The 20,646-nt window shown below is 27.0% G+C and carries 20 protein-coding genes, 1 pseudogene and 1 riboswitch; of the genes and pseudogenes, 13 read left to right on the forward strand and 8 right to left on the reverse strand.

The window, feature by feature from the left end; translation table 11 throughout:
• The 5 genes from NON08_RS12820 to rlmF all read left to right on the forward strand — a co-directional run.
• The coding region (locus tag NON08_RS12820) for a MobA/MobL family protein (protein ID WP_256692017.1) at positions 1 to 2,223 on the forward strand (2,223 nt) is incomplete at its 5' end.
• A 214-nt stretch (positions 2,224 to 2,437) separates the two neighbouring features.
• Positions 2,438 to 2,569, forward strand: a complete 132-nt coding sequence (locus tag NON08_RS12825) for a hypothetical protein (protein WP_256692018.1) — start codon at positions 2,438 to 2,440, stop codon at positions 2,567 to 2,569.
• Between the two features lie 10 nt (positions 2,570 to 2,579).
• Positions 2,580 to 3,671 carry a ParA family protein gene (locus NON08_RS12830; RefSeq protein WP_256692019.1) on the forward strand — a complete coding sequence of 364 codons (1,092 nt, stop codon included), beginning with the start codon at positions 2,580 to 2,582 and terminating at the stop codon, positions 3,669 to 3,671.
• 42 nt (positions 3,672 to 3,713) lie between these two features.
• Positions 3,714 to 4,346: a hypothetical protein gene (locus NON08_RS12835; protein ID WP_256692020.1), complete on the forward strand. Its 633-nt coding sequence runs from the start codon at positions 3,714 to 3,716 to the stop codon at positions 4,344 to 4,346.
• Positions 4,347 to 4,378: 32 nt separating this feature from the next.
• Positions 4,379 to 5,263 carry a 23S rRNA (adenine(1618)-N(6))-methyltransferase RlmF gene (gene rlmF, locus NON08_RS12840; RefSeq protein ID WP_256692021.1) on the forward strand — a complete coding sequence of 295 codons (885 nt, stop codon included), beginning with the start codon at positions 4,379 to 4,381 and terminating at the stop codon, positions 5,261 to 5,263.
• A 52-nt stretch (positions 5,264 to 5,315) separates the two neighbouring features.
• Here the strand turns inward: rlmF and lysA are convergent, their stop codons facing one another.
• Together lysA and NON08_RS12850 are read right to left on the reverse strand one after the other, a co-directional pair.
• Entirely contained in the window at positions 5,316 to 6,623 is a 1,308-nt protein-coding gene (gene lysA / locus NON08_RS12845; protein ID WP_256692022.1) for a diaminopimelate decarboxylase, read from the reverse strand.
• Between the two features lie 20 nt (positions 6,624 to 6,643).
• Positions 6,644 to 8,155, reverse strand: coding sequence for an alanine/glycine:cation symporter family protein (locus tag NON08_RS12850; RefSeq protein WP_256692023.1), 1,512 nt, complete (start codon positions 8,153 to 8,155; stop codon positions 6,644 to 6,646).
• 114 nt (positions 8,156 to 8,269) lie between these two features.
• Positions 8,270 to 8,445, reverse strand: a riboswitch (Lysine riboswitch).
• 262 nt (positions 8,446 to 8,707) lie between these two features.
• Between NON08_RS12850 and NON08_RS12855 the strand changes: the two genes are divergently transcribed.
• Positions 8,708 to 9,295, forward strand: coding sequence for a nitroreductase family protein (locus NON08_RS12855; RefSeq protein ID WP_256692024.1), 588 nt, complete (start codon positions 8,708 to 8,710; stop codon positions 9,293 to 9,295).
• Between the two features lie 36 nt (positions 9,296 to 9,331).
• Here NON08_RS12855 and NON08_RS12860 read toward each other — a convergent pair whose 3' ends face one another.
• The 4 genes and pseudogenes from NON08_RS12860 to tnpA all read right to left on the reverse strand — a co-directional run bounded on the left by NON08_RS12860 (position 9,332) and on the right by tnpA (position 11,117).
• Positions 9,332 to 9,523, reverse strand: coding sequence for a YwbE family protein (locus NON08_RS12860; RefSeq protein ID WP_256692025.1), 192 nt, complete (start codon positions 9,521 to 9,523; stop codon positions 9,332 to 9,334).
• Positions 9,524 to 9,587: 64 nt separating this feature from the next.
• On the reverse strand, positions 9,588 to 10,184 hold the full coding sequence (locus NON08_RS12865) for a LysE family translocator (RefSeq protein WP_256692026.1): 597 nt from the start codon (positions 10,182 to 10,184) through the stop codon (positions 9,588 to 9,590).
• Between the two features lie 123 nt (positions 10,185 to 10,307).
• A pseudogene (locus NON08_RS12870) lies at positions 10,308 to 10,625 on the reverse strand (transposase); the annotation flags it as partial.
• A 225-nt stretch (positions 10,626 to 10,850) separates the two neighbouring features.
• Positions 10,851 to 11,117, reverse strand: coding sequence for an IS200/IS605 family transposase (gene tnpA / locus NON08_RS12875; RefSeq protein WP_319941566.1), 267 nt, complete (start codon positions 11,115 to 11,117; stop codon positions 10,851 to 10,853).
• A 289-nt stretch (positions 11,118 to 11,406) separates the two neighbouring features.
• On the opposite strand from tnpA, the gene NON08_RS12880 reads away from it, so the two are divergent.
• The 7 genes from NON08_RS12880 (at position 11,407) to NON08_RS12910 (ending at position 18,563) form a co-directional block, all read left to right on the forward strand.
• Positions 11,407 to 12,924, forward strand: coding sequence for a glutathione ABC transporter substrate-binding protein (locus tag NON08_RS12880; RefSeq protein WP_256692027.1), 1,518 nt, complete (start codon positions 11,407 to 11,409; stop codon positions 12,922 to 12,924).
• A gap of 72 nt (positions 12,925 to 12,996) precedes the next feature.
• Positions 12,997 to 13,917: an ABC transporter permease gene (locus tag NON08_RS12885; protein ID WP_256692028.1), complete on the forward strand. Its 921-nt coding sequence runs from the start codon at positions 12,997 to 12,999 to the stop codon at positions 13,915 to 13,917.
• Between the two features lie 14 nt (positions 13,918 to 13,931).
• Positions 13,932 to 14,783, forward strand: coding sequence for an ABC transporter permease subunit (locus tag NON08_RS12890; RefSeq protein WP_240221846.1), 852 nt, complete (start codon positions 13,932 to 13,934; stop codon positions 14,781 to 14,783).
• 8 nt (positions 14,784 to 14,791) lie between these two features.
• Positions 14,792 to 15,772 (forward strand): ABC transporter ATP-binding protein, encoded by a 981-nt coding sequence (locus tag NON08_RS12895; RefSeq protein ID WP_256692029.1) that lies wholly within the window; start codon positions 14,792 to 14,794, stop codon positions 15,770 to 15,772.
• Positions 15,769 to 16,746 carry an ABC transporter ATP-binding protein gene (locus NON08_RS12900; protein WP_256692030.1) on the forward strand — a complete coding sequence of 326 codons (978 nt, stop codon included), beginning with the start codon at positions 15,769 to 15,771 and terminating at the stop codon, positions 16,744 to 16,746. Before NON08_RS12895 ends, NON08_RS12900 begins: the two co-directional genes overlap by 4 nt.
• 20 nt (positions 16,747 to 16,766) lie before the next feature.
• Positions 16,767 to 18,245 carry a M81 family metallopeptidase gene (locus tag NON08_RS12905; RefSeq protein ID WP_256692031.1) on the forward strand — a complete coding sequence of 493 codons (1,479 nt, stop codon included), beginning with the start codon at positions 16,767 to 16,769 and terminating at the stop codon, positions 18,243 to 18,245.
• A 117-nt stretch (positions 18,246 to 18,362) separates the two neighbouring features.
• A complete protein-coding gene (locus NON08_RS12910; RefSeq protein WP_256692032.1) occupies positions 18,363 to 18,563 on the forward strand; it encodes a cold-shock protein in 201 nt (66 codons plus the stop codon).
• Positions 18,564 to 18,646: 83 nt separating this feature from the next.
• On the opposite strand, the gene NON08_RS12915 is transcribed toward NON08_RS12910, so the two are convergent.
• Both NON08_RS12915 and NON08_RS12920 read right to left on the reverse strand, forming a co-directional pair.
• Positions 18,647 to 19,978: a sensor histidine kinase gene (locus NON08_RS12915; protein WP_256692033.1), complete on the reverse strand. Its 1,332-nt coding sequence runs from the start codon at positions 19,976 to 19,978 to the stop codon at positions 18,647 to 18,649.
• Positions 19,959 to 20,621, reverse strand: a complete 663-nt coding sequence (locus NON08_RS12920) for a response regulator transcription factor (protein WP_256692034.1) — start codon at positions 20,619 to 20,621, stop codon at positions 19,959 to 19,961. Before NON08_RS12920 ends, NON08_RS12915 begins: the two co-directional genes overlap by 20 nt.
• Positions 20,622 to 20,646: the final 25 nt, after the last annotated feature.

Raw genomic sequence — 20,646 nt, forward strand, 5'->3', positions numbered from 1 at the left:
ATGGCAAATTATCATTTGAATATATCTTATGGTAGAGTTGGAAAAGGTGGACCACATATTGACTATATTTTAGGACAAAATAAATATGCTAATAAAGAAAATGAGATTAAATATACTAATCACAATTTGCCTAATTGGTGCAAATCTCCTAAAGAATTTTGGGTAGCTGGTGATGATAAAGAAAGAATCAATGGTACAGTCTATAAAGAGATTAGAATATCTCTTCCTAATGAATTATCTCATGAGAAAAATATCGAACTTCTAAATGAGTTTATAGATACTATTTTAGAAGGAAAATACCACTATTCTGTATCTATTCATAGTAAAGAAAGTTCATACAAAAAAGATATCTTAAATACTCACGCTCATATAATGTTTTCACCAAGAGAACTTGATGGAATTGAACGAAATAAAGATATTTTTTTTAAAAGAGCTAATGCTAAATCTCCAGAGCTTGGGGGTTGTAAGAAAAATACAAGCTGGAATAATATAGAAAAATTATTAGAGATAAGAAAACTTTGGGAAGATATACAAAATAAATATTTAGAAAATGAAAAAAGTAATGAGAGAGTTTCATGTGAAACTTTAGAAAAACAAAGAGCAATTGCTTTAGAAAAAGGAGATATTTTTTTAGCTAAATCTTTAGATAGAGACCCAGTTCAAATAGATGGTTATCTATTAAAAAAATCTAAAGATAAATTAAATGAAATGGATAAAGATAAAATAGAATATTTTAAAATAATTAGAGAGATAAAAGAGTTAAAAGATGAAATTCTAAAATTAGAAAGATTAGAAGCTGAAAAATCTTTGAAAAGAGATGCAATTAAAGAGATTGATTTAGAGTTAAATAGTTTTAGTAATAGTAAATACCAAGATATTTTAGACACTCATGAGAAGTTAGAAGGAATAAATGTGCAGATCTTAAAAGTTGAACATGAACTTTTAAGCAGTTTTAATATGGAGAAAAATAGATTAGATTCTTTAAATCTATTATTGAAAAATTTAAACAATGATAAACTTAATTTAGAAAAGTATTTGGATCAATTTGAAGAAACAATACAAGAGAATGAATTTAAAGTTTATGCAGAAGAAAAATTAAAAAATAGTTTCAATACTATGTTTAATATATTTAATCAAAGTAACTATGAAATAAAAAAAGCTGAAAAGATCTTAAAAAATATTCCAAGACAGTTGGAAAATTTAGAAACTACAAGTTTAAATATTCTAACTAAAGGTGAGTACTCTAAGTTAAAGAAACAATTAGATTCCAATGAATTAAACTTAATGATATATAAAGCTGGTTATAAGTATAGAGATGGTAGCGATAAGGAGTTAAATTTCTTTAAAAAAGAGATTGAGAGATTAAGCGAGTCAAATAAAGTTATTTTATCTCAAATTGAGAAAATAAAAAGCGATTATTCCACTCCTGAAATGAAAAATAAAAAGATTAGAATAGAAAAAAGTATAGAGTCAAAGTTGCTAAAAGAAAAAGAGTTGCAAAAATCTATCCTGTTAGACAGACAAATAATAGCTCTTACACTTCGTAAAAAGCTCGTTAATATGGATGTCGACGTTTTTGAGCACTATTTATATAAACTCGAGTCAGAACGCTTTAAATCGCATTTAAAAGCTTCGAAGTCATCTGAGATTTATAATTATTTTAAAAATATGAAATTTGAAGATATAGAACGACTAGCTTTAAACAGTTTAAGTAAGGGAAGATACTTTAAAGCTATGAAAGAATATGAAGTTTTAGATAAAAAAAGAATTGAGTTAGAAATAGAAAAAGATTCATATACAACACTATCTAAAAAGTTATTGCATTTAGGATCTTTGTCTAAAGTAAATAGAGAACTTAAAAATGTTAATGGGTCTCTTTTAAGATTAGAAAAAGAGTTTAAAGAGATCCAAGTATCAATTGGTGATAAAAAACTTCATGAAGAAATATCTAGAATTAATAATTTAAAAGATGATATTGGTAATAGATATTATAAACAAAGTAATATGTTTGAAGAAAAATCTAAGCTTAATGAATTTTTTATTAAAGAAACAAATAAATTAAAAAGAGATTTAGATTCTGAAAAAGATATATCTGATAGATTTACTAAAGCATCTGTAAAAACAAATTATATTAATTTAAGAGGAAAAATCTTAGGTAACTATTTAGTTGATTTCGAAATAGAAAAAAAGAAAAGAAAAAGTTTTGAATTAGATTTTTATTAAAAAAAGAGACTATCCTAAAGATAAATCTCTTCTACTCGCAAGATAGATTATAACATTAAAAATATTTAAAATCAATGACTCTATTTTTTAGGCTTGACATAATATAAAAAAAGAAGTATGATTTACTAAATGGAATATAAAAATTTAATGATAAGTTTTTTCTACTCGCAATAGAAATTCATTGGATTTTTCTAAAAATTTAGGAGGATAATTAATGAAAATAAATTATAGTGAAAATTTAATAACAGTTACATTAAATTTAAATGGAGCAAAAATATCTTTAGAGGGAAAAGATTCAAAAGAAATAGAAAGAGCTTTAAAAAATCTTAAATTGTTATTGAATTAAGGAGTTATTGATGATAAAAAAATTATCGTTTTCATATAAAAAAGATGGAAGGTTAAATGGTTGCAGATTAAATTTATCTAAAGATATTCTTAACTTTTTGTCAATAACAGAAGAAAACAATAGTATTATTTTTGAATATAAAAATAATGAAATTATTTTAAAATATGGAAAAACTTTAATAGAGCAAGAGCAAAAAACAGAAGATGGAAAAATATTATTTTTAATAAAAAATTATAAAGTTAAGTTTGATAAAGTTGGAAAATATAAATCTCCAAAATTAGTTATACCTTTACCCATTATAAATAGTTTAGGTCTAACTGAAGATAAAAAAGAAGTTGTAATTAATACTTTAGAGGATATCGTAAGCATAAAGCCAAATGTGGAGGGAAAAGTGGATAAACAAGGAAAAGTATATACAATAAAAGTTAACAAAGGTGGGGTTGGAAAAACTTTTTTAACAGTTCAATTATCAGTAGGATTATCATTAATAGGTAAGAGAGTTTTAATTTTAACATCTGATTCTCAAAATAACGTATTAGATTATACAGCGCCTCAAGAAAGTAAACCAATATTTAATACAGGATTAAAAGCTTTTGTAAAAGGTGAGGATGGTGATATTATAAGAATAAGAGAAAATGTTGATTTCATTCCTCTTGAAGATTCTAAATTTTCTACGACATTTTTAAGTAATTTACCAAAATTTATAAAAAAAATGAAAGCTGAATATGATTATATTTTAATTGATAGTATCCCAACAATGAAATTAGATACAATATTTGTAGAATGTTCAGATAAAGTTATCATACCGTGTTTTTGTGATAGAGTTACAGTTGAAGGAGTTATAAATGTAGTTGAAGAAGCAGGAATTAATAAAGTTTTTTCAATAGTAGTAAATAAATATAGAAATACAACAAATCAAAATAAATATTTAGACGATCTAAAAAATGTTTTAGGTCAGACAAATATTTTACTTCCTGAGCCAATAAAAGAATTATCTCAAATAGAAACACTTTTAGAAAAAGGAAAAAGTATTTGGGAAACGAATTCGAAAGGATTACAAGAAGTTCAAGATAGTTTAATTGAAGTTATAAAAGGTATGTAACACATGTGTTACATCAGAATATTTTAAAGCGAGGGGTATTCAATGGGAGCAATTGATAGATTGAGAAGAGCTACTGAAGGAGCTAATAAAGAAATTAGTGAAAAAGAAAATAAAATTAAAACTTTAGAAATAATAAAGAATATAGCTAAAATAGACTTTTCTAAAAGTGAAGAAGAAAATGAATTCTTAGAAGTAAAAACAAAAGAAATTTTAAACTTACAAGCAAATGCTTCAATTCAACTTGGAAGAATATTCAAAGAAGTTTCGGAAAAAATTCAAGAGGATATGACGTATTGTCAATGGTTAGATTTAATAGGTTTTAATAGAATGACAGCTCTTAGACATAAGAGAAGATTTGAATTATTTGAAAATACAAACAATGATATAGCTAAAGAAATAGTAGGATCGTTAACTTTTAGAGAAATTGAACAAATATATAAAAATTTGCAAGAAAATTTAATATATTTAAATACGTCAAATAGTATAATAGAATTTAAAAGTATTTTAAAAGAAAAAAATTTGATAGAAAAAAAAGAAGTAAAAAAAGAAATTGAAACAAATATTAATTTTGAAATCTTTAACGATATTAAAGAAAAAATATTAAATGTTGATAAAAAGAAAAAAGAAGAGATAGAGAAATTATTATTAAAAATAGAAAAACTATTAAAGAGTTAAAAATAGAAGAAGAAATTTAAGGAGTGTTTTTATTGAAAAAACAAGTGAAAAAAGGGGAGTTACACACTAATAATCCTCACAAAGGAAAGTATGATTTTGGGATTTTGGGGGATAATCTTCCTGAGTTAAAATTATTCATTATAAAAAATCCTGCTGGAGAAGATACCATTGATTTTAGTAATAATCAATCTGTAGTTACTTTAAATAAAGCTTTAATAAAAACGTATTATAATGTTGATAATTGGGATATTCCAGAAGGTTTTTTATGCCCACCTATTCCAGGAAGAGCAGATTATATTCATTATATAGCGGATTTAATTTTAAAAAAGAAGAATGTAAATGTTTTAGATATAGGAACAGGAGCTAATTGTATATATCCTATTATTGGAAGTCAAACTTATGATTGGAACTATACTGCTTCAGATATAGATCCTAAGTCTATTGATAATGCTCAAAAAATAATTAATTCAAATAAAAATCTAAAAAATAAAATAAAACTTAAACTTCAAAATGATAAAAATCATATATTTATTGGAATTATTGAAAAAAAAGATAGATTTGATTTAACTATGTGTAATCCTCCATTTCACTCATCTTTAGAAGAGGCTTTAAATGCAAATAAAAGAAAAGTTGATAATCTTAATAAAAAAAATAAAACAATAAAAAAAGGTTTAAATTTTGGAGGGCAAAAAGCTGAATTATGGTGTTCGGGTGGTGAAAAACTTTTTCTAAAAAAAATGGCAAAAGAGAGTGCTATTTTTTCCAAACAAGTAAATTATTTTACATCATTGGTTTCTAACAAAGAAAATTTGAAACCAACAATAAAAATTCTCGAAAAATTGGGTGCAAAATATAAAATTTTAGAAATGAGTCAGGGACAGAAAATAAGCAGAATATTAGCTTGGACCTTCAACTAGATAGTAAAAATGTTGTGATAAGATAAATATCAAATCACAACATTTTTTATTATTATATATCTTCTAATAATAAGTCATTTTTTATTAAGTCTTCATAAGTTTCTCGTTTTGAAATTAGATAACTTTTTCCATTTTTAACAAATACAACAGGTGGTTTTAAGGCTTTATTATAATTACTACTCATTGAATGGCCATATGCTCCAGTACAACTTACAATTATTAAATCTCCTTCATCACATTTACTTAGCTTGGTATCTTTTATAATAATATCTCCTGATTCACAACATTTTCCTGCTAAAGTCACACATTCTTTTTTTTCATTATTTAATTTATTAGCAACAATACTTTCATATTTTGCATTATAAAGAGCAGGTCTTATATTATCTGTCATTCCTCCATCTATAAATATATACTTTTCTCCACCAAAAGTTTTTTTCAATCCTCCAACTGAATAAAGGGTGCTACCTGCTTGAGCAACAATAGAACGACCTGGTTCAATTGACACATTTTCAATTTTGAAATTCTCGGTTTCTAGAGTTTCTTCTAAAGAAGTTATAATTTTTTTCATTAATTTTTTTAGATCTACATCTGTATCATCATCTGTATATCTAACTCCAAATCCTCCACCAATATTTATTTCCGGTATATTTATATTTAAATTCTGAGAAATCTCTTTTGTAAATTTAACCATAGTTTTAATTCCTTCACAAAAAGCTAGTTCATCAAAAATTTGTGATCCAATATGACAATGAAATCCTAAAAAATTTAACTCTTCTTTTTCAATTATTTCTTTTACAATTTTAATGATATCTTTGTCAAAAATAGATTCTCCAAATTTAGAGGTATGCTTTGCTGTTTTTATATATTCATGAGTATGTGCATCTATACCTATATTTAAACGAAGCATAACATTAATTTTTTTATCAAATATTTTACATATTTTTGCAACTTTTTCAGCTTCAAATCTATTATCTAAAATTATACTGCCAATGTTATTTTTGACACATAATTCTATTTCTTCCAAAGATTTATTATTTCCGTGCATATGAATTTTTTTAGCATCAATTTTTGTAGATAAAATAGTATGAAGTTCTCCTGCTGAAACAGCATCAATATCTAATCCGAATTTATCAATAATTTGAACCATGCCTTTTGATAAATATGCCTTTGAAGCATACACAATTGTAGTCTTAAATTTTTCGCTAATAAAACCCTCTTTTATTGCTTTAATTTTCTTTTCCATTAAATCTAAATCATATATGTATAACGGTGTACCAAATTCTTTTTTTAGTTGTGTAACTAAAATTCCGCCAATTTCTAAAACGCCATCCTTATTTTTCATACTTCCCAAATATTTCATAATAGCCTCCAAACTTATTTTTAATTTAGTTCTTCTATTTCTTTTTTATAATTAGTAATTGTTGCTGAAATTTCTTCATAATTGTCTAAAGAATTTTTAGTATATTTAAATCCAATTATAATTAAAGGAACATTTATATAAACCATCATAATATTTGTTAAATCACTTATTATCCAAATATTATCTAATTCAGCTCCTGACCATACACAAGCTACTCCAAATGGAATGAAAATTAGAGATGAAATTAGTTTCATACTATTTAAGAATATTTTTTTTCTTGATATCTCAGTTGCAGATACTTCTATAAAAGCAATCATTCCTAGAATCGTTGAAAAAGCAAACATACCATAACACATAGCAACAAGAAGTTGAATAGGTTTTTCTAATATTGAAGGAGAAAGTGTTTTTAATGACATTATAAAATATCCTAATTTATCTCCTCTTAATGATAGAAAATCAAATCCATCTAAATTCCATAAATTTGCAATTATGACTAAGAAGCCTGAAATTGTACAGATGACAAAAGTATCTATAAAAACACCGAAGGATTGAATAAATCCTTGCTCCACAGGATGTTTTGCATCAGCTGCAGCTGCAGCCATAGTAACAGTTCCTTGACCAGCCTCGTTAGACATAAGTCCTCTTTTTATACCTTGTTGTAAAGCTATTCCCATAGCACCTCCAAAAATAGCGTCAGGAGAAAAAGCTTGGCTAAAAACTGAAGTAAAAAAATAAGGAACTTTATCTAAGTTTGTTGCAATTAAAAATAAAGCTATAATAAAATATGTTACTGCCATTATAGGAACTATATAATCTGTAACAGCAGCCACTCTTTTTATACCGCCAAATATAATGATCGTTGTAAATAAAATTATACAAAGCCCTATAACTAAATAAATCATATCAGTTCTAGCATAAGAATTTCCAGTAATTTGACTAGCAACAGATCCAAAAGCTGTAAACATATGGAAAACCTGTGAAGGTAAAGTAAATAATGCATAAAGAATATATGCAAAAGCTATTAAAAATCCAACTAATTTACTATTTTTAATAAGACGTCTTCCATAATAAGCAATTCCTCCAACATAATCATCTCCATTTTTTTCTTTAAAAATTTGAGAAAGTGTTGCTTCGACAAAACATGTTGCCATTCCAAAAAATGCACTAACCCACATCCAAAATAAAGCACCAGGTCCTCCTGCTAAAACAGCACCTGTAACTCCCATAATATTACCTGGGCCAATTCTTGTAGCGCTACTTAATAAAAAAGAAGCCATTGGAGAAATCCCAACTTTTGTTTCGTTTTTATTTTTTAAAATTTCAATACTTTTTTTAAAGTATCGTACTTGAACAAAATTAAGTTTTAGTGTAAAGTATAGTCCGCATCCAATTAATAATAAAATAGCTAATGAAAATTCACCAATTATTGGAATAGATTTATAAAGTTCAAAATTTCTAGGAAATTCCCACAAGAGATCTGTTATAGGATTTAAAAAGCTAAAAATATTGTTAACCGTATTTAAGTATGTCATTTCTAATTCCTCCGTTTGTATTATTTTAAATTTTTTAACAAAAAAAACTACCATAAATTTTATGGTAGTTTTGTAAAAATTCATTATAAGTATACGTATAAAAATTATTTACAATTTTAGGATAGCACAACATTAGAAATACTAATGACAGTCATATAGATATTTTCTATATGCCCAATAAAAATTTTTGACCTAAATTTTTATTTCGGCAAACTTCCCTTTCAGTTAATTTCAAAGCCTTGTCTAACTCCATTAACTTACTATTGTTATTTGCAACCTCTACCTTTATTTTTTTTGTTAAAAATATGCTAACACAAAAAAAAATTAAAAGCAAGTCTTTTATTTTTTTATTTAAAAAAAGGAATTTTAATATAATATAAGAAGTAATAGACAGAAGTTTTTACTTCTCATAAAACCTTCCCAAATTTTATTTTCTAGGAAAAGTGATATCTTTTCCAAAAAGTTAACAATGTATATTTATCAAAAAAAGAAAGGAGTTTATGATAAACTCCTCTCTTTTATTTATAAGTTAAAAAAATTAGGAGGTAGTAAATGGAAATTTTAAATTTAATTAAAAATGCTCGTTCTCATAGAAGTTTTAAAAATATAGTTGTTCCTATGAAAGATTTGATGAAAATTATAGAGGGAGCACATTTTTCATCGGCAGGTGCTAACAAACAATTTTTAAGGTATTTTTTAATTAATGACAAAGAAACTTGTAGTAAACTTTTTAAAGATGTGATTTGGGCTAGTCAAATTGAATGGAAACCACTGGAAGATGAAGCTCCAGGAGCATATATAGTAATTTTTACAGATAACCCACCTAAATTGCCTCTAAATTTTATTTATGCAGATTGTGGAATAGCTCTTCAAAACATGAAATTAATAGCTACATCATTAGGATATGGTGCTAACTTTATGGAACCTGTAAAAAAAGATGAGATTTTATCTTTATTGAACTTATCTAATGAATATATACCACTTTTTGTTATGCCAATAGGTGTTCCAACAGATGAAATTATTTTGACAGAGGCTATTGATGGAAATATGAAATATTATAGAGAGGATTTAGGAGAACATAACTATAAACATTTTGTTCCTAAATTACCTTTAGACAAACTTATAATAGGTAAAAAATGAATTTATTAAAAATAGAGAATATTATATTCTCTATTTTTATTTTATCTCTTTTACTCTTCCAACAGTTCCGTCCTCAAGTCTTACTTTTATTCCATGAGGATGATTAAAAGATTTTGTAAGTATATCTTTTACAATTCCTTCAGTCAATTTTCCAGTTCGTTGATCTTCTTTTTTTACAATCATAACTTTTAAACCAATTGTAATATTTTTTCTATTTTTATTATCCACAAATCTTCTCCTAAAATTATTTATTTTTTAATTAATATTGTTTATAAAATTTTCTAAATTAATGTCAATCAAAATTAAATTTTATAGATTTTAATACTTTTTTAATTCCAAAATATATTAAAGCAAGACCAACTCCTGAATTTAATAAGATTAATATTTTTTTTGGTAAAAAATTGTTTGTAACAGATCCTAAAAAAATTATTAGAGTTAGGAAAAAAAATGTAGCTAAAAGAGCTCCAAGTGCAAAAAGAAATGTAGAAACCTTTGTAAAGTTTGCTTCATCAATTTTTGTAGAAAAAACCCCTATCCAAAAAATAATTGTCATAGGATTTGCAGCTGTTAAAAGGAGTGCTTTAAAAAAAGGAGAGTTTGAACTAAAGTTTTCTGATATATTTATCTTTGGGAGAAATGATAGTCCAAAATATCCTAAAAAAAGTTCAACTCCAAAAATAATAAGTATTAGAGCTCCTAAAATATTAAATCTATGCTGAATTTTTTTCTTTTTTATAAAAGATGAAATTCCTAAAATTGCAAGGGTTATGTAAAAAGCATCTCCAAAAACGACCCCCAAAACTCCTAATTCGGCTTGATAAAAGGTTTCATTAATTCCTAGGGAAAAAATATATAAACATACTGGTCCTATAGCAATTTGTAACAACATACCAAATTTAAATCCCTCAAATATCAAAAGTACCGTTATCATAAACCTATAAAAATCTATAAAATTTTATAAGTTTAATTCCTTATTCATAGAATCCTATTTCAATAAATTAATTTATCTACTTTAGTTTGATATAACTCTCCAAAGACTTAAATTCCAGCATAACGAACGATACATATTATAGTTTTTTTCTTTAGGAAACTCTATTCTATTAAATTCAGACTTATATTTCATATAAGTTATAAATTTATAGAAGTTTTGTTCTGCTATAGCCTTTGAAAGATATCTATTTTTCATCATATTTTTAACATTTAAATTTTCCATTATAATTTTAGATAGTTTGGTTTTCACTATCTTATTAGTAATTTGATGAAGATTATTGTTTCTAATATTAGAAATTTTTCTATGAACGAGCCTTATTTTTTCTCTAGCTTCACGATATTTCGGCTCTTTTGGTAACGGTTATTCACCTCCCTAAATTTTTTATATTTTCGTGAAACCTGTTTTATCCCAATTTAGCAAACTACTCCAACTTATAGAAGTGGGAATTTCTTGGGAAGTCCCTAACTAGTGTTAAGTATATTGACCGTTCCTACCCTGTAGATATTTCAATAAGCTAGTAGAGTTCTATCAACTTTACGAATATTTATACTTGCATTAAGGTCTCTATCCATAACATTGATTTAATGTTGAGAAACTCTTTTTTACGAGCCTACTAGAAGCACTCTTATAAGCATTAATGAATTTAGAAAACTCTGTTTTTGGAGTCATTCTAATGAGTATACGAATATGATCTTTATCATGTTCCCAATCTGTAAGAATAATATCGTACTTAGGAGCAATTTTAATAAAAATATTCTTGAGTCTTTCAGATATGATATCATTTAAGACTTTTCTACGATATTTAATACAAAAGACAATATGTATATTTATGCTAAATACTTAATGTGTATTTTTATCTAAGATTATTGAAATACCTACTTTTTATTTATTGCGATTGATATATTTTACCATACATTTTTGGAAACTGTAAATAAAAAGGAAAGGCAATTCATCTCACCACCTAAATAGGTAGGAGAATTTTTGCCAAACACTGTTAAAACTTCTAAAACCTTTATTTATATTTTTTAATTCACTCTTGACTTTCGAGTTAAAATAAAGTATATACTCATACTAATATTGATTGGAATATTGCACTATTTGAATTTACAGGAGGGAATTAATGAAAAAAACTTTAGGTCGAATTGGAATTTTAATGCTCATAGCATCATCACTTAGTTTTGCAGAAGGAAAAGATATAACTGTAGCAGTTAATGCTAACTTTATCTCTTTAGATCCTCATAATCTTTCAGATACACTTTCAGGAACTGCAGTATCAACTATGTATGAAGGACTTTTTACATATAATGATGACATGACATTAAGACCAACATTAGCAACGGGGTATACAATATCTGAAGATGGTTTAGTTTATACAATTCCAATTAGACAAGGAATTAAATTTCAAGATGGAACGCCACTTAATGCAGCAGCAGTAAAATTTAATTTTGATAGAGTTATGGATGAAAAAAATAATTTAAGAAGACGTAGAAACTTTGTTGCAGTTGATAAAGTTGAAATATCAGGTGAGTATGAAATTAAGTTGATTCTTAAACAACCTTTTGCACCTATGTTAAATAGAATAGCTTCATTGAAAATAGTTAGTCCAGCTGCTCTTGAAAAATATGGAGCTCAAGGAATTATTACAAATCCTGTAGGAACAGGAGCTTATACTTATGTAAATTGGACTCAAGGGGATAAATTAGTTGTTAAAAGAAATGATGAATATTGGGGAGAAAAACCAAATGTAGATACAATAACGTTTAGACCTGTTATGGAAAATGGATCTAGAATAGCAATGCTACAAACGGGAGAAGCTGATTTTATTTATCCAATGCCAACTGAACAGGTTAAAAAACTTGAAAAATCTGATGATGTAGAGATTATGAAAGGATTTTCAACTATAACAAGGTATGTAACATTGAATACAAATAAAGATATATTTTCAAATAAAAAAGTTAGACAAGCAATAAATCATGCGATTAATAAAAATGCATATTCAGCTGTTGTAAAGTCAGGATACTTAGTTCCATTGACATCTCCAGTTCCAGAAGCATTAGAGTATCATGTAAAATTAACACCTTATAACTACGATGTAAATAAAGCTAAAGAATTAATGAAAGAAGCTGGATATCCAAATGGATTTAAAGCTACTATTTGGGGATCGAATAATACTGAAGATATGAAAGGTATGCAGTTTATTCATCAACAACTTGCTCAAATTGGAATAGATGTTGAAGTTATGCCGATGGAAGAGGGGACTCTTTCAAATTCAATCTATAGTGTACAAACTCCAGAAGATGCTACTATAAATATGTGGTATGTAAACTGGTCATCATTTGATATAGATGGAGCTACTAAAAATCTATTTCATAGTAAGTTTGCACCACCTGTTTCTGCAAATACCGCATATTACAATAATCCAAAAGTAGATGAACTTCTTGAAAAAGGAGCAACAGAAGTAAATCCTCAAAAAAGAGGGGAAGTTTATGCTCAGTTACAAGAAACTATTTGGGAAGATGCGCCTTGGATATTCTTAGGTTCTGATCAACTACTTTCTGCTAAAAGAAAAACAACTCAAGGTGTTTATGTGATGCCTGACGGAACTATAAATTTTGCTAAAGCTAACACTACTAAATAAAACTATAAAATTATGTAGGTAGTTGTTTTTTACAACTACCTTTTTATTATAAATTTTTAAAAGGAGAGTACTATGAAGGGTTACTTTTTTCGAAGATTAGTTAACACAATTCCTATATTATTTATAGTTTCAATTTTGATTTTTATGTTTATTCATTTAATTCCAGGAGATCCAGCTAGATTACTTGCTGGTCAAAATGCCACAATTGATGAGATTCAATTGATGAGAGAACATTTAGGGCTTACAAAGCCTCTTCATATACAATATTTTAACTTTGTAAAAACTTTTTTTAGTGGAGAGCTTGGAAATTCAATTAAGACAGGGCTTCCTATAAAAGATATGATATCTCCAAGATTTAAACCAACTTTTATGTTAGCTATTTTATCGATTATTTGGGCAACAATCTTTGGGGTAGTTGCTGGAATAATTTCAGCTATTAATAGAGGTAAGGTTTTAGATTATGTTGTAATGATAGGAGCTATATCGGGAATATCTTTACCACTTTTTTGGTTAGGGTTAATGTTAATTCAAGTATTTTCTGTTAACCTTGGTTGGTTTCCTACAGGAGGAACAGACTCATTTAAAAGTTATATTCTTCCCGCTATAACTTTAGGAGCTGGAATAACATCAATGATAGCGAGATATACGAGATCATCTATGTGTGAAATTTTAAAAGAACCTTATATTAGAACTTCAAGAGCTAAAGGGATTAGTGAATTTTGGGTTATTATGAAGCACACTCTTAGAAATTCTCTTATAGATGTAGTGACTATAGTTGGATTACAATTTGGATTTTTATTAGCAGGATCAGTTTTAGTAGAAACAGTTTTTACAATTCCAGGTTTAGGAAGATTGCTTATTGATTCTATCCTTTTTAGAGATTATACAGTTATTCAAGTAATTTTATTAATTTTTACTTTACAGTTTATTGTAGTTAATCTTGTAGTGGATGTTTTATATGGAATTTTAAATCCCAAAATTAGATACGATTAAAAAGGAGAGATATTATGGATGAGAAAGATGTTTTCAAAAATCCTTTTAGGGAGTTTTTAGAGAATTTTTTTAAAAGAAAAGTTGCAGTTATTTCACTTTTATTTATAATTTTTTTAGTTATTATAGCTATTTTTCAACCAGTTCCATATGATTTAAACTACGCTGACTATGAAAATCTATTAGCTGAACCTAGTTCAAAACATTGGTTTGGAACTGATGAATACGGTAGGGATCTTTTTAGTAGAGTTGTCGCAGGAACTAGGTTGTCTCTTTTGGTTTCTTTAACAGCTGTTTCAATTGGAGCATTTATAGGATGTATTTTAGGACTTGTAGCAGGATATTATGGTGGAAAAATAGAAAGTATTATTATGAGATGTTGTGATGTAATGTTCTCTTTTCCTGGATTACTTCTTGCTATTGGAATAGTTGCTATTATAGGACCTGGACTTATAAATGTTATTATATCTATTGCAATTTATGGAATTCCATCTTTTACAAGAATAGTTCGAAGTGCCACTATCTCTTTGAAAAAACAACTTTATATAGAAGCTTGCAAATCTATTGGAGTTAGCGATTTTAGAATACTATTAGTTCATATTTTACCAGGAACTCTTCCAGCACTAATTGTAACTTTAACAATGAGAATTGGTACAGCAATAATATCAGCTGCATCTTTAAGTTTCTTAGGATTTGGAGCAAGTCCTACAAATCCAGATTGGGGAGCAATGCTTTCAACAGGAAGAGATTATATTGGACTAGCACCTCATATGCTTTTTTATCCTGGACTTATGATTTTCTTAACAGTATTATCTTTTAACTTACTTGGCGATGGTTTAAGGGATACTTTAGACCCAAAACTTAATTAGGAGAGATTATGACAAATTACTTATTAGAAGTTAAAAATTTGAAAACACAGTTTAAAAAAGATAAAAAAATTTTAACAGCTATTGAAGATGTATCTTTTAAAATAGAGAAGGGTGAAACACTAGGTCTTGTTGGTGAAAGTGGAAGTGGAAAATCAGTAACTTCTATGTCTATTATGAGACTTCATGAAGAGAATGCTCTAATAAATGGAAAGATTTTTTTTCAAGGTGAAGATATTTTAAATCTTTCTAATAGAGATATGAAAAAAATTCGTGGTGGGAAAATAGCCACAATATTTCAAGATCCAATGTCGTCTTTAAATCCAATTTTAAAAATAAAAGACCAACTTATGGAATGTACAAAGATTCATTTAGGTTATAGTAAAAAAGAGGCTGAAAGTCATGCTTTAAAAATGCTACAACTAGTTGGAATTCCTAGTCCAGAAAATGTTTTAAATAGATATCCTCATCAACTTAGTGGAGGAATGTGTCAAAGAGTTATGATAGCAATGGCTATGTCTTGTAATCCTCAGCTTTTAATAGCAGATGAACCGACAACAGCTTTAGATGTTACAATTCAAGCACAAATTATGGAGCTATTATTAGAGTTAAAAGAAAAACATCAAATGGGAATACTTTTGATAACTCATGATTTGGGAGTTATTGCAGAAACTTGTGATAATGTTATTGTTATGTATGCAGGACGAATAATGGAAAAAGCTAGTGTACAAGAGTTATTTGATAGCCCGATGCACCCATATACAAAAGGACTTATAGCATCTGTTCCAAAACTTGGAAGTGGAGCAACAGCATTACCGTATATAGAGGGAAAAGTTCCAGATTTAGCAAGTATGCCAAATGGGTGTAAATTTGCTCCAAGATGTAAGGTAGCAATTGAAAAATGTTCAGTGGCAGAACCAAAACTTAAAGAGTTGTCAAATGGTAGAAAGTGTAGATGCCATCTAATTTTAGAAGAGGAGGGAATTTCATGAGAGAGGTTTTAGTTCAACTAAATGGAGTAAGTAAAAAATTCCTAGTTCCTCAAAAAGGATTTAAAAAAGAGAAAAAATATGTACATGCAGTTAACAATGTCTCTTTAGAAATTTTTAAAGGTGAAACTTTATCTATAGTTGGTGAAAGTGGCTGCGGAAAATCAACTTTAGGAAGAGTTATAAATAAAATATTAGATGTTGAAGAGGGAACAATTGAGTTTAAAGGAATAGATATAACTAAACATAATTCAAGGGAGATGCTTCCTTTTAGAAAAGATATGCAAGTTATATTTCAAGATCCTTACGGTTCTTTAAATCCAAGAATGAAAATAAAAAATTTAGTTTCAGAGCCTCTTCTTGTTCATTCTGAATTTTCTGTAAAAGAAAGAGAAAAGAAAGCTTTGGAACTTTTAGATATGGTAGGACTTAGCAGTAGTCATGGAGAAAGGTTTCCTCATGAGTTTAGTGGAGGACAAAGGCAACGTGTTGGAATAGCTAGAGCAATCTCTGTAAATCCAAGTTTGATTATAGCAGATGAACCTATATCAGCGTTAGATGTTAGTATTCAAGCTCAAGTTATAAATATTTTTAAAGATTTACAGGAAAGATTTAATCTGACATATTTTTTTATATCTCATGACTTAAGTGTAGTAGAACTTATATCTGATAGAGTAGGAGTTATGTATTTAGGAAATTTAGTAGAGATAGGGGATAAGAAAAATATTTATAATAATCCCAAACATCCATATACAGAAGCTTTGTTATCAGCAATACCCGTAGCTGAAGCAAATAAAAAAAGAGAGAGAATTATTTTAAAAGGAGACATACCTAGTCCAATTGATAGGCCAACTGGATGTCCATTTTCTACAAGATGCCCAAAAGTTTTTAATTTATGTAAAGAGAAAATGCCAACTTTAAAAGATTGTTCAGATGGAAAAAGTGAGCATAAAGTAGCATGTCATTTGATAAAATAAACAGACAAAAGGAGAGTACAATGAAAAGAGTTTTAGTAGGATCTATGCATCATGAATCAAATTCTTTTAATCCAATTATCACAGATGAAAAGGATTTTTCTATAAAATATGGAGAGGATTCATTAAATTTTGAAACAAAAAATAATTCTTTAAGAGGAATAGTTGATACTTTAAAAGAAAATGGATATGATGTTATTCCAACACTTAGTGCAAGAGCAGTTCCAAATGGCGAGGTAAGCTACGAACTTTATAGTAGATTAAAAAAAGAATTTATAGAGAGAGCTTTAGAAGCAGATAAAATTAAAAAATTAGATGGAATTAACTTAGCTCTTCACGGTTCTATGAGAGTAGTTGGGTTAGGAGAAGCAGAAGGCGATCTTTTAGAGGAGCTTAGAAAACATTTTAAAGATATTCCTATTGTAGTTGCCCTTGATATGCATACAACTATGACTGATAAAATGCATAAATATGCTGATGCATATGTTGGATATAAATGTGCTCCGCATACTGATTGTTTTGAAACTGGAGAGCATGCTGCAAAGATGTTAATACATATTTTTAAAGAAAATAAAATACCTAAAAAATCTTGGGTAAGAGTTCCTATGTTAATAGCAGGAGAACAATCAGAAACTTCAACTGAGCCAATGGTTTATTTTATAAATAGATGTAGAGAGTATGAAAAGAAACAGGGAGTTTTAGCTGTTTCCATTCTTATGGGATATCCTTGGGCAGATAGCGAAGATGCTTCTGTGGGAATCTATGTTATAGCAGAAGATGAAAATTTAGCAAATACAATTTCAAAAGAGCTAGGTCAAGAGTTTTTTGATAGAAGGGAAGAGTTTTCTTTTCACACAGAAACTTATCAGCCTGAAAAAGCTTATGAGGTTGCTTTAAAAGCTTTAGAGGAAAATAAATTTCCAATATATCTATCAGATTCTGGAGACAATCCCACTGCTGGATCATCATCAGATTGTACAGGATTTTTAAAAATAATTTTAGAAAATTCCAAAACAAAGGATATAATAAGTCCAGTTATTTATGGAGGGATTTATGATCCTGAAGCAACACTGTTTTGTAAAGGAAAAGTTGGACAAATTATAGAGGTTGTTGCAGGAGCAAAGTTTGATACCAAAACTACAAAACCTTTAACTTTAAAGGGAGAGGTAATTAATTATTTAGAAAAATGGGGAACATATGAAAGTGATTTAGCAGTTTTAAGAGTAAATAATGTAGATATAATTTTAGCAGAGAAACATGTAGGATATGTGACTCCTGAAATGTATGAGGATTTAGGATTAGATCCTAAAAATCGTAATATTATTGTTTGTAAATTAGGATATTTAACTGAACATCATAAACTTCTTTCTAAAAGAAATATTATGGCTTTAACAACAGGAAGTACAAATGAAGATATTTTAAATATAAAATATGAAAAAGTTAAAAGACCTATTTTTCCACTTGATAAAACTTTTGAATATAAAGCATCTGCAAAAAATTAAAAGAAATTTACACTTATATCTAGAAGAATTTTTTTAGAAAAATAAAAAAATTTCAAATAGATAAAAAAAAAAAAATAAGGTATACTACTAGTAGCATAATTAAAATTTGGAGGGAATATGTTAAAGGGAACAGTTAAATGGTTTAATAAAGAGAAAGGGTTTGGTTTTATAACTTGCGAAGATGGAAATGATCATTTTGTTCATTTTTCTGGAATAAACGCTGAGGGGTTCAGAGTTTTAGAGGAAGGACAATTAGTATCTTTTACAGTTGAAATGGGAGATAAGGGAACTATTGCAAAAGAAGTAACAATAAGATAGTTTAAAAATAATAGTTTTATAATTTTTTAAGAGATGACTTTAAAAGAGTCATCTCTTTTAAGTTGTATGATTTTCTTAGTAATTTAATTTCTTAAAAATTCAATTATAAAAGAGAAATTATCTTCTAAGATTTTAATTGTGTATTTTAATTTTAATAACTCTAAAATATTTTTAACAATATAAAGACCTAGTCCAGATCCTTCTATTTCTTTTCCTAATGTGTTATTGCCTCTTTTAAAAGGAGATAATAAAGTAGCAATGTCTTCTTCTAAAATTTTAGAAGTTTTATTTGTAAAAATTATATTTTGTTTATTAAATTTAATATTAATAGTTTCATTTTCAGGAGAATATTTTAAAGCATTTTGAATTAGATTCTCAATGACTATTTTAAAAAGTTTATAGTCAGTTTGTATACTAAATTGTTTATGTCCCTCTATTCTTATATCTATATTTTTTTCAAGTTCTAAAAGTTCATACTTATATAAAGTCTTTTGAATAAGATCTTTTAAATTAAAATTTTCATTATTTAAAGAATTTTTGGAATAAGTTAATTTTGAAAGAATTAATAAATTTTGTATTAACTCATTCATTTCGTTAGTTTCTTTAATTAAAGAGTTATAAAGTTTTTTTCTATCGCTATTTGATAAATTATTATTTTCTCTTAGATTTTGTGAAATCATATTTATAGAAGCGATAGGAGTTTTTAATTCGTGAGAAGCATTTCCAATAAAATTTTCTAAACTAGACATAGCTTTACTCAATTCCAAAGACATTTTTTCAATAGAAATTGCTAATTCACCTATCTCATCATTTGTTTTTATATTTAATTTCTCTATAAAGTTTAAATTAGATATTTTATGAGCAGCAACGTTTAGTGTTTCTAAATTTTTAGTAAGTTTTTTTGAAAAATATCTTCCTAAAAGTAAACTTAAAAAGATAGCTATAAACATTGAAATTATTTGAATCAAAAAAACTTCATATTTATAATTTTCTAAAGAGATTAATGGAAGTATTAAAATTAAAGGATCATTATTAATAAGAGTGTAGTAAACTAAATGTCTTCCACCCATTTTAGTTTTTATAAGAGAAACTTCGTTTTGAACTGGTGTATTTTCCATTAAAAAATTATTTCTTTTTCCGAGCTTTTTGCCTTTATAATTATTATTGAGATTACTATAATTAACCTGAATGCCATCTGAACTAATATCCTCAATATAACTATTTAATTCGGTTTCATTATTTTTTAAAGCTGATATTTTCATAGCAATTATTGGAAGTTCAGCTTTTTTTCTATATATATAAAAATTATCTAAACTGATTAGATTTAAAATTTGTACAATAGCAACGCTAGTAAATGAAAGAAAAATAGAATAAATCATAAGTTTTTTAAAAAAATTAAGCTTTATCTTCATCATAAGAATACCCAATTCCACGAAGAGTTTTTATTCTTTCACTAAAAATCCCCATTTTTTTTCTTAATCTTTTAATTATTGTATCTACAGCGCGATCCTCTCCTTCGTAATCAAATCCCCATATTTTATTTATAAGTTTTTCTCGACTCAGGACTAAGCCCTTATTTCTAATAAAATACTCTAATATTTGACTTTCTTTAGGAGATAACTCTATTTTTTCATTATTTATTGTTAGTTCTAAGGTTCTACTATCGAATCCCAATCCATTATAATAATAAGAGCTTTTATCATCTATTTTCAATATTCTTTTAACTCTTGCTAAAAGTATTTTTAAATTAATAGGCTTTGTAATATAATCATCAGCACCGAGTTCTAAACCTCTTAATTCATCATATTCGCTATCTCTTGCGGTCATCATAATAACAGGAGTATCACTATTAGACCTAATTTCATTACAAATTTCCCAACCATTCATATTAGGAAGATTAATATCTAATAGAACTAAATCTGGTTTTTCATTATAAAATTTATCAATTGATTTTTTTCCATCGTGTACTACAATTAGTTGAAAGTTTTCATTTTTAAAAAAAAGTTCTATAGAGTTAGCTAAATTTATTTCGTCTTCAATAATTAATATTTTTTTCAAGATATTTCCTTTCTGTATATATTTT

The sequence above is a fragment of the Cetobacterium sp. NK01 genome (genome assembly GCF_024506395.1).
Classification (GTDB): domain Bacteria; phylum Fusobacteriota; class Fusobacteriia; order Fusobacteriales; family Fusobacteriaceae; genus Cetobacterium_A; species Cetobacterium_A somerae_A.

What these genes read in the sequence shown, in the direction of transcription:
- NON08_RS12825 (WP_256692018.1), top strand. Translation starts at nt 2,438, where the DNA reads ATGAAAATAAATTATAGTGAAAATTTAATAACAGTTACATTAAATTTA.
- NON08_RS12830 (WP_256692019.1), top strand. Translation starts at nt 2,580, where the DNA reads ATGATAAAAAAATTATCGTTTTCATATAAAAAAGATGGAAGGTTAAAT.
- NON08_RS12835 (WP_256692020.1), top strand. Translation starts at nt 3,714, where the DNA reads ATGGGAGCAATTGATAGATTGAGAAGAGCTACTGAAGGAGCTAATAAA.
- lysA (WP_256692022.1), bottom strand. Translation starts at nt 6,623, where the DNA reads ATGAAATATTTGGGAAGTATGAAAAATAAGGATGGCGTTTTAGAAATT.
- NON08_RS12850 (WP_256692023.1), bottom strand. Translation starts at nt 8,155, where the DNA reads ATGACATACTTAAATACGGTTAACAATATTTTTAGCTTTTTAAATCCT.
- NON08_RS12855 (WP_256692024.1), top strand. Translation starts at nt 8,708, where the DNA reads ATGGAAATTTTAAATTTAATTAAAAATGCTCGTTCTCATAGAAGTTTT.
- NON08_RS12865 (WP_256692026.1), bottom strand. Translation starts at nt 10,184, where the DNA reads ATGTTGTTACAAATTGCTATAGGACCAGTATGTTTATATATTTTTTCC.
- NON08_RS12880 (WP_256692027.1), top strand. Translation starts at nt 11,407, where the DNA reads ATGAAAAAAACTTTAGGTCGAATTGGAATTTTAATGCTCATAGCATCA.
- NON08_RS12885 (WP_256692028.1), top strand. Translation starts at nt 12,997, where the DNA reads ATGAAGGGTTACTTTTTTCGAAGATTAGTTAACACAATTCCTATATTA.
- NON08_RS12890 (WP_240221846.1), top strand. Translation starts at nt 13,932, where the DNA reads ATGGATGAGAAAGATGTTTTCAAAAATCCTTTTAGGGAGTTTTTAGAG.
- NON08_RS12895 (WP_256692029.1), top strand. Translation starts at nt 14,792, where the DNA reads ATGACAAATTACTTATTAGAAGTTAAAAATTTGAAAACACAGTTTAAA.
- NON08_RS12900 (WP_256692030.1), top strand. Translation starts at nt 15,769, where the DNA reads ATGAGAGAGGTTTTAGTTCAACTAAATGGAGTAAGTAAAAAATTCCTA.
- NON08_RS12905 (WP_256692031.1), top strand. Translation starts at nt 16,767, where the DNA reads ATGAAAAGAGTTTTAGTAGGATCTATGCATCATGAATCAAATTCTTTT.
- NON08_RS12910 (WP_256692032.1), top strand. Translation starts at nt 18,363, where the DNA reads ATGTTAAAGGGAACAGTTAAATGGTTTAATAAAGAGAAAGGGTTTGGT.
- NON08_RS12915 (WP_256692033.1), bottom strand. Translation starts at nt 19,978, where the DNA reads ATGATGAAGATAAAGCTTAATTTTTTTAAAAAACTTATGATTTATTCT.